This is a genomic window from Nostoc sp., assembly GCF_054880495.1.
Genome location: NZ_JBTYKD010000410.1, coordinates 1 through 8,571, shown reverse-complemented (window position 1 = coordinate 8,571; position 8,571 = coordinate 1). Strand labels below are relative to the sequence as shown.

The 8,571-nt window shown below is 40.8% G+C and carries 7 protein-coding genes and 2 pseudogenes; 5 read left to right on the top strand and 4 right to left on the bottom strand.

Annotated features, from left to right (window positions below):
• Positions 1–356: 356 nt before the first annotated feature.
• The 3 genes from ACYTXL_RS34265 to ACYTXL_RS34255 form a co-directional block, all read right to left on the bottom strand.
• The gene (locus ACYTXL_RS34265; protein WP_461928471.1) at positions 357–905 is read right to left on the bottom strand and encodes a GIY-YIG nuclease family protein; all 549 of its coding nucleotides are present in this window, start codon (positions 903–905) and stop codon (positions 357–359) included.
• A gap of 72 nt (positions 906–977) precedes the next feature.
• Positions 978–1,307 (bottom strand): hypothetical protein, encoded by a 330-nt coding sequence (locus ACYTXL_RS34260; protein WP_461928470.1) that lies wholly within the window; start codon positions 1,305–1,307, stop codon positions 978–980.
• Positions 1,308–1,885: 578 nt separating this feature from the next.
• Positions 1,886–2,086 carry a hypothetical protein gene (locus ACYTXL_RS34255; protein WP_461928469.1) on the bottom strand — a complete coding sequence of 67 codons (201 nt, stop codon included), beginning with the start codon at positions 2,084–2,086 and terminating at the stop codon, positions 1,886–1,888.
• A 385-nt stretch (positions 2,087–2,471) separates the two neighbouring features.
• Between ACYTXL_RS34255 and ACYTXL_RS34250 the strand changes: the two are divergent.
• Positions 2,472–2,868 (top strand): annotated as a pseudogene (locus tag ACYTXL_RS34250) (GNAT family N-acetyltransferase); the annotation flags it as partial.
• A 148-nt stretch (positions 2,869–3,016) separates the two neighbouring features.
• On the opposite strand, the gene ACYTXL_RS34245 reads toward ACYTXL_RS34250, so the two are convergent.
• Entirely contained in the window at positions 3,017–3,637 is a 621-nt protein-coding gene (locus ACYTXL_RS34245; RefSeq protein WP_292793706.1) for a class I SAM-dependent methyltransferase, read from the bottom strand.
• Positions 3,638–4,093: 456 nt separating this feature from the next.
• Here ACYTXL_RS34245 and ACYTXL_RS34240 point away from each other — a divergent pair.
• The 4 genes and pseudogenes from ACYTXL_RS34240 to arsS all read left to right on the top strand — a co-directional run.
• Positions 4,094–4,570: pseudogene (locus tag ACYTXL_RS34240) on the top strand (response regulator transcription factor); the annotation flags it as partial.
• Positions 4,571–4,729: 159 nt separating this feature from the next.
• Positions 4,730–5,698 carry an arsenosugar biosynthesis arsenite methyltransferase ArsM gene (gene arsM / locus ACYTXL_RS34235; protein WP_461928468.1) on the top strand — a complete coding sequence of 323 codons (969 nt, stop codon included), beginning with the start codon at positions 4,730–4,732 and terminating at the stop codon, positions 5,696–5,698.
• Between the two features lie 51 nt (positions 5,699–5,749).
• Positions 5,750–6,673, top strand: coding sequence for an inorganic phosphate transporter (locus ACYTXL_RS34230; protein WP_461928467.1), 924 nt, complete (start codon positions 5,750–5,752; stop codon positions 6,671–6,673).
• A gap of 618 nt (positions 6,674–7,291) precedes the next feature.
• A complete protein-coding gene (arsS, locus tag ACYTXL_RS34225) occupies positions 7,292–8,284 on the top strand; it encodes an arsenosugar biosynthesis radical SAM (seleno)protein ArsS (RefSeq protein ID WP_461928472.1) in 993 nt (330 codons plus the stop codon).
• The last annotated feature ends 287 nt before the right edge of the window (positions 8,285–8,571 follow it).

Genomic DNA, 8,571 nt, shown 5'->3' with positions numbered 1-8,571 from the left:
TAAGGATAATAAGCTGTTATAGACCTCTTGCATAATTATTTTGTGGTATGGTTAAGAGTTTTAGAAAAAATCCATATCAGAATCTATACAGAGAATTTTTGTTACCTCATTGGGATGTCTGATAGAGATAGAAAGCAAATTTTTAAAACGCCCTATTGTACCATAATTTATTTTTGCAACAGGTCTTATGTATACAACTTGCACAATCAGGGCGGGCAAGCTCAGTACAAGTCAGTCGAACGCTGCCCACCCCACAACCATGTTGAAAAAATATTAGTGCAAATTAAAGGCGCAACAGCTTAGTAGGTTGGGTTGAACGAAGTGAAACCCAACAAGAGTTTTTCCCATAACTACCTTCATTTCAAATCTAGTAAACCTTCTTCTTTCAATTTAGGATTGAAGCGAATTTGCATTTGCAAACCACGCACCTCTATCAATTGCGTTGAAATTTCTGCTTCTACTCTCCGTGCCACATTTTTAATAATTTTTACCTGTGCTAATTCATCATTAGCTGGATTTTGATAATTTGCCTGTTCTTCAGGTGTCATTATCACTTTGACATCAATGAGATGAGTCCATTTTTCCTTATTATTTCCATTTCCCCAAGGCACACTGCCATTTTCCGCAATCCAAGCATTTTCAGTATTTTCTAAAATTGTGCGACTAGGACGTTCAATAGTTTGAACTTTTACCCAATAGCATTGCTGTGGCTGACGGACTAAATGCTGCTTCAGGCTGAGATAAACATCACGGGAGTATCCGACAAATTGAAGTACTTTTTCTTGGTCAAAGATAGCATATACCCCGATTTTACTCTGAAATTGTTCAGGTAACTGACCGCGATCGTCAATGTAAGGAATGTATTCCAGGGATGCCAAAGAAGAAAGATTCGTTTCAAGAGCCATACATCAAATATCAAACTTACTATTTGCCTTCAGAATTGAGAATTGCTAATTAGGAAAAAATTATCTTCAAAATTACCCATTACCAAATTTTTGGTAAATTGCACAAAGGCGACTGGGTTTAAAAATCTTAGCACTAAACATGAAATTTGGTGGGACATTGATGATGGCATATTCATCAGATTCATGATATTTTTCAAATTCTGCTGGCATTCCTTTAGTGGTAGTTAAGCTGTAAGGAACTGGTTGGAAAAGTAATTCTGTAAATTTAATTTGCTCACACTGCAACTGTTGACAAATTTGGTTTAAGAAAGCAACGCTTGTCAATAAATCGAATAGAGTTTCTTGAGCTTGTGCTTCAAGAGTGAAACTGCTATCAAAGTTCTGGACGATTTTAAGGGGCATTTTCTGTATAGGTAGTTATTAAGGATTAAGTGATCATAGAAAATAGGTAACATATTGCACATGGTCATCAAAAACTGCTAGTCTACAAAGACTACCTTTTTATGCAGATGAGCTTTGTAAAAAATCACCACTTTCAGATCAGCCTATTGGATTGTAGGACTTCTGTTAGCCACAGGAGGAAGCTGTCATGATTAAGAATCGTGAAGTTTAGCAGATTTTCAGAGATAGGCGATTTCTGCTTAACGCTATGCTGACAAACTCCAGATATAACGCCATAATCCGAAAGCGATGCCTAGGGAGAGCTGTTGGGTAAACTGTTATGTATACAACTTGTACAATCAGGGCGGGCAAGATGCCCACCCCACAACCATGTTGAAAAAATATTAGTGCAAATTAAAGGCGCAACAGCTTAACGCACTTACCACACTAGCCCCCACCTCTCTAAAAATGATTTTCACACAACAAAAATGAGTGGATAATCGTGATCTAAACCACAACTATCCACTCAAAGTTTACTAAATCCGGGTTATTAGAAAAAGCGTAATTAGATTATTGAAATTTGAGAAAATTCAAATCAATTAACGTGACTCAGTTCCCTGATTGGGGCTACCTGCTACAGGATCTTCGCCTGGTGCTTCTGGTGTAGCAGTGGGTTTAGCATCACTCTGTTCAGCATCACCAGTTTTGCGGATACTTTCGTCGATAGGGGTTTGGTAGCCACCAGAAGCAGTAGGCGTACTTTCTTGATTATTAGGTTTTTGTTTTTCTTGTTCAGCCATGATTACATCCCTAATCATTTATTCTTGGCATTATTTTAAGAAAATTTGGGGTTTGAGTGTATCTATCCAGAATCTAGTTATGGCTGATTCGCTCCTCTATCGGAAGTATTGTTTCTTACTACTCATGTATGCTGACAAAAATCCCTAAATATGGAATTTGTTAAGTTGAAAACGCTTGCTGTGCTTAAGGGAGAACTTGGAACGGGTTTGATGTCGAAGTTGCTTTATTGATAGTTGACAGGAAATGGCAAATGAGGTATTTAAATGCGATGCCGAAGGTGGTCACTGACTTGTGCCGAGCGCAGTCGAGGTAGCTTGCCGTACCCTTCGGGAAGCAAGCTACGCGGAGCGTCTCGTAGAGAAGTGCGGGCAAAGCCTACGCAATCTGGTAGCTTGTGGACAGCTACGCAATTTCTCAGGGGCACAAGAACTTGGTAGTTTGGTGGTTGCATCAGCTTGGAGAGGTCGCGGTTTGGCTACTTTGCTAACGCAGCATTTGATTAAGACAGCAACACAGCCACTTTATCTGGAATGTTTAGGTCAGCGACTGGCGCAGTTTTAGAGTTGCTTTGGTTTTGTGCCAATATCTTTTGAAGACTTGCCACAATTTCCTCAGACAAGTGGCTTGTCTACGCTCAAGGAGAATATTTAGATTCTCGCAATTGGCTAAAAGGCTGCTTAGAGTTAGGTTTTTGTCTTACAGCTATTTTCAGGTAAATAGACCACGCGGTAAGGGCACAGCAGTGCTGTGCCCCTACAACAGATGTGGTTCAAATACATGATTTCTGCTGTAAGTTGTTTTAGCTGAAACAGCAATTCATCCCACGTCTCACTCTTAGGAGCTCAGGTCAGTGTAGGTAGTTCACTTCGTCGAAGTCACCTTAAAAAGGAGAGAATTAAAGCAAGCCTTTTTAAGGGGAGTGTTATCCATCAATCCAACGGAGGTTTAGCAAAAATCGTTAGTAAGACTGGTCCTAGTAAATAGTGGTGATTCAAACACAATAATCCGCCAGAGGACCCAAGGAGTTGACGTTGATTAGGGCTGTAGAGTCTAATTCCCCGCGGAGAGACTGGCAAGAATTGAGGTTCTGTCTCTTTTTTGGAGGTAATGTCAACCAAATAAAAGCGTCCACCGGGAGAAAGTACTCGTGCTATTTCACTAACTACTTGTTTAGGTTCCAAATAGTGCAAAAAGCTGATAGTGCTGAAAACGGCATCAAATTGACCATCAGCAAAGGGAAGAGACTCAGCTTTGCCCTCAATATAAATTAAACGTGGACGGTGACGGTTGCTCTGTCTTGCTACCCGCAACATATTAGCAGATAAATCTAATCCGGTGGCTCGCAGGTCGGGAAATTGAGTAGCAAGGCGCTCAAGTAAACGTCCAGTACCACAGCCGATATCAAGTACATTTGCTGGCTTTGGTAAATCGACGTACTGTAACAACCGTTTGTGAACGGCTCGATAAAACACTGAAGGAAAGAGCCAGTCATAACTTGGTGCCCATCGGTCAAAAAGTAGCTTTTTGTTACTGAAAAAGTCATAAGTCATTAGTTTTCGCAGTTTCCCGGAAGCTTGATGCTTTTTTAGGGTAAGTTTAGCTGCGCCTCCAAGAAGTTGGTTAACAACACAAGTTAACTATAGCGGTTCTAAATTGTTTGTAATACTCGGCTTTTGTACGGTTATACGATTTCTGTTTGAAGATGCGCCGATAGGACTGATGCAAAACTATACACTGTAGGGGCAATACCCTGTGGGAAGCTAAAGCTACATGAATTGCCCCTACGTGAAAAATCACTCTTTTTGGCTATTGTTTGCGTAAGTCCTGTTTGATCAAGCAGCGATCGCTAATTGCAGACTTACGGTTGTTACTTACTCAGATTTCTACTAAGCTAGCGTACACCTAATTAGATGTTTGGCTATTCAGTAGCTAGCACCTCAATCAGGTGTTTCCTTTCCAGACCTGAGAGTTGCTTACCGTACCTTGCTGAAATCATTAACATCATCATGACGCATATCTTACTGGTTGAAGATGATGTCAAACTGGCACGATTTGTCGAATTGGAATTGAATTATAAAGGCTATCAAGTCAGTATTGCCTACGATGGATTAACTGGACTCACCGCAGCGCGTAAGCTACATCTAGATTTAGTAATTTTGGACTGGATCTTGCCGGGTTTGTCGGGGTTGGAAATTTGCCGTCGCCTGCGAAGTATTAGTGATCAAGTGCCGATAATCTTATTAACCGTTAAAGATGAAGTGAGCGATCGCATTGCAGGCTTAGACGCTGGTGCTGATGATTACCTCGTTAAACCCTTCAGCGTTGATGAATTATTAGCCAGAGTCCGCACCCACCTGCGAAGAAGCCAGCAAGCAAACGGTACAGATATTTTAGAATTTGAAGACTTGAGTTGAAATCGTCGCACGCGGAAAGTCTACCGAGATCATCGGTTAATTCAGTTAACTGCTAAGGAATTTGATTTACACCTTGGATGATTAAGTCTAGATTAACGCAGATGCCCCAAAGTCTCTTGTTTTATGAAGATTTGGGGTTTTTGCTGAGATTGCCAAAAACTCATCCAACTCGGAGTTTTAATTAGACTAGGATGCACAAAAGTATGATCATCTAATATCTAAAATGGCATGACCTATCTAGAAACAGCAGCGCAATTCTACCGCGAAGTTGCCCAAACCCCGCAACTTGGACTTTGTTGTGTGCAAAGTACACCCCTGCAACTACCAGGATTAAAAATTCCTTTGTTAATGCAGGAAATGAATTATGGTTGTGGCACCACTGTTCACCCCACCGAACTAGGAAATCAACCAACTGTGCTGTATGTGGGCGTTGGCGGTGGCTTAGAAGCGTTGCAATTTGCTTATTTTTCCCGCCATGCAGGTGCTGTAATTGCCGTTGAACCAGTTGCAGCCATGCGGTCAGCCGCAGCACGTAATCTAGAAATTGCTGCTCAAGAAAACCCCTGGTTTGACATCAGTTTTGTAGAAATCCGTGAAGGCGATGCTTTTAACTTACCCGTTGCTGATGCTAGCGTCGATATCGTGGCGCAAAATTGCCTTTTCAATATCTTTGAACCAGAAGATTTAACCCGTGCTTTAAAAGCAGCCTATCGGGTATTAAAACCAGGCGGACGCTTGCAGATGAGCGATCCAATTGCCACTAGTCCAATTCCAGCACATCTTCAACAAGATGAACGACTCAGAGCTATGTGTTTATCAGGCGCATTCACCTATCAAGAGTATACTGAACGGATTATAAATGCTGGCTTTGGTCAAGTTGAAATTCGCGCCCGTCGTCCTTATCGTCTTCTAGATTCCCAAACTTATAATTTAGAAGAACACTTACTTTTAGAAAGCCTGGATTCTGTATCTTTTAAAGTTGCTATTCCCGAAGATGGTGCTTGCATTTTCACTGGTAAAACAGCAATTTACGCTGGTTTGGAACCCTGCTTTGACGATTCAGTAGGTCATCTACTCCAGCGAGGTATTCCCGCAGCAGTGTGTGATAAAACTGCTGCTAAACTTGCGGCTATAAAGCCATCAGAAATAATTGTGACCAATTCAACCTGGCACTATAGCGGTGGTGGTTGCTGTTAATTTATAAGCCCCAAGATGTTGTTAATTAGTCTATTTTTAGCTACGCTTTTTTTGGCATATTCAAATGGTGCAAATGACAATTTCCAAGGGGTAGCAACGCTGTTTGGTAGCAGAACTACCAGCTATCAAACAGCAATTTTATGGGCAACTTTTACAACTTTGGCTGGTGCGGTAGCTGCGACTTTTTTAGCAAGTACACTAGTTAAAAACTTCTCTGGGAAAGGACTATTGCCGGATGCGATCGCCAATACCCCAGAGTTTCATATAGCAGTAGCGATCGCAGCTGGTTTAACTGTACTCATAGCCGCCCTCATGGGGTTTCCCATTTCCACAACTCACAGTTTAGCAGGTGCTATTATTGGCCCTGGATTAGTTGCGATCGGACTCAAAGTTAATTTTACCGCTTTGGGAACTTCCTTTATTTTGCCTCTATTACTCAGTCCAATTATTGCTATTTCCTTGGGAGCAGTAATTTACAGTTTATCTAACTATATCAATTCTAAATTTAAGCTACCAGTCAATCAGAAAATGATTGATACTTGCCATTTTATCAGCGCTGGAATTATCAGTTTTGCTAGAGGATTAAATGACACTCCTAAGATTGTTTCACTCATTTTGATTATTGAGTATTTCTCGATTCGGGGAGGAATGATCACAATAGCGATCGCAATGGCACTTGGCGGTTTACTCAACTCCCAAAAAGTTGCTATCACCATGAGTACAAAAATTACCTCAATGAATCATCCTCAAGGGTTATCAGCAAATATAGTAACTGGAGTTCTGGTGATTGCAGCTAGTCTGTTTGGGCTGCCAGTTTCTACTACTTATGTTTCAGTCGCTTCGATTTTTGGAGTAGGAGTAATTGCTAAAAAAGTGAATATGTGGGTTTTTTATCAGATAGTATTATCATGGCTTTTAACTTTACCTACTGCTGCAATTATTAGTGGAATAACCTACAGATTATTGCAAGCTTAGAAAAGTTTAAATATATTTGTTTGTGCTATATTTAATATCAATTCTGTATGAAGATGCGCTAAAACATTATTTAAGTGCAAGAAAGAAAGAAAAACGAACCGCATACTCCTACGTCCAAGCAAGCTAAGTAGGAAGGCACAATTAAATATAAGATAAAACCTCACCCTCAATCCCTCTCCGTGAGTTCGGAGAGGGAAGCCGGAGGCAGAGTAAGGTTTTATATTTAATTTGACCCACTTACTTACGCGCAGTGTCTCATAGAGAAGGACGCAAAGAAAGAAGTTAAACCCGGATTTCTCACCACATCTCTCAAAACCTTGTGCTCTTGAGCAGGGGAGCAGGGGAGCAGGGGAGAGATTTGTACAAGTTCTTTCCCCTCTGCCCCTCTGCCCCTCTGCCCCTCTGCCCCTCTGCATTTCAAGCTTGTGAGAAATGCGGGTTAAAATGGTTTGGCGCAGCCTCACAAAGAAATGGTATAGCGTTTATTAGTCAGATGAGGTAGATCATAGCCCCCTCCTCGCTTGCTCTTAGGGGGTTGGGGGTGGGGTTCTTGTACCTCACAAAAACCGAGAACCGCTATATAAGGAATAGTAACTAATGCCAACTCAACCAAAAGTTATCCTAAATACAGCAGTCACAGCTTTTAAAAATAAACTCAGTTTACCTTTGACAAAAACAGGAATTACTGTTTTACAAATTAATCTAGGTAAGCGTTGTAACCTTGCCTGTACACATTGTCATGTCGAAGCCAGCCCAAAACGTATAGAAGAACTTTCTCCTAAAATTTGCGAACAATTGATTTCGCTAATTCACAAATTCCCCGAAATTCAAATTGTGGATTTGACAGGTGGCGCACCAGAAATGAATTATGGATTTAAGCCACTGGTAGAAGCAGCAAAAGCAACTGGTAAACAAGTGATTGTCCGGTCTAATTTGACCATTTATTTTGAAGATGGATTTGGTGATTTACCAGAATACTTTGCTCAATACCAAGTAAGAATCGTGGCTTCCCTGCCCTGCTACCTAGCAGATAATGTTGATAAAATGCGCGGTGCTGGTGTTTTTGATAGTTCAGTCAAAGCTTTGCAGTGGCTTAACCAACTCGGCTATGGTAAAGAGCCAAATTTAACTTTGGACTTAGTATTTAATCCTCAGTTACCCAGCGATGAAAAATTTTCCTTAGCTCCCGAACAGACTAACCTAGAACAAGATTACAAAATGTTCTTACAAGAACATTTTAACATTGTGTTTAACAACCTCTTCACCATTACTAACTTACCAGTTGGTAGAACAAAAATGCATTTAGAACGGAGAAAACTGTACAGCAGCTATTTGCAGTTTTTGGAGTCGCATTTTAATTCCAGCACACTTGAACATTTAATGTGTCGTGATCAACTTTCAATTGACTATCTGGGCAATGTATATGATTGTGACTTTAACCAAATGATGAATTTGCCTGCGAAAAACCGCAATGGTAAAACCTTGACAGTTAGCAACCTCTTAGAAGCTGGCAGTTTAGACGTGATTAGTGAAATACAAACTGCTGCTTATTGTTATGGTTGTACTGCTGGGTGTGGTTCTAGTTGTGGTGGTGCTTTGCTTGAAAGTTAGCTAAAGGATTAAAGTTAGAAGCGGTCGGATTTTGAATTCATCCTTGAGACTAACTTCTTTCTAACAAACCTGCACATTCAAAGCTGGTAAAAGGATTGGGAGTTTTTGACTCACCGGATTTATATCTGAGAGTGCGATTTTCCCTCAAAAATAGCTTTGTGTCCACCCTCTTGCGCTAAAGTTGCGTAAGTCCTAGTAGTTCATGTCATTAATTCTGATGTGTTGCGCCGGAGCGTTATATAATAACGGTGTGTCCACATATCGGGACACGAGTGTCGGTGCGATCG

Excerpts from the sequence above, each read along its gene's own strand:
- ACYTXL_RS34265 (WP_461928471.1), bottom strand. The coding sequence starts at position 905 with ATGGCTCTTGAAACGAATCTTTCTTCTTTGGCATCCCTGGAATACATT.
- ACYTXL_RS34260 (WP_461928470.1), bottom strand. The coding sequence starts at position 1,307 with ATGCCCCTTAAAATCGTCCAGAACTTTGATAGCAGTTTCACTCTTGAA.
- ACYTXL_RS34255 (WP_461928469.1), bottom strand. The coding sequence starts at position 2,086 with ATGGCTGAACAAGAAAAACAAAAACCTAATAATCAAGAAAGTACGCCT.
- ACYTXL_RS34245 (WP_292793706.1), bottom strand. The coding sequence starts at position 3,637 with ATGACTTATGACTTTTTCAGTAACAAAAAGCTACTTTTTGACCGATGG.
- arsM (WP_461928468.1), top strand. The coding sequence starts at position 4,730 with ATGACCTATCTAGAAACAGCAGCGCAATTCTACCGCGAAGTTGCCCAA.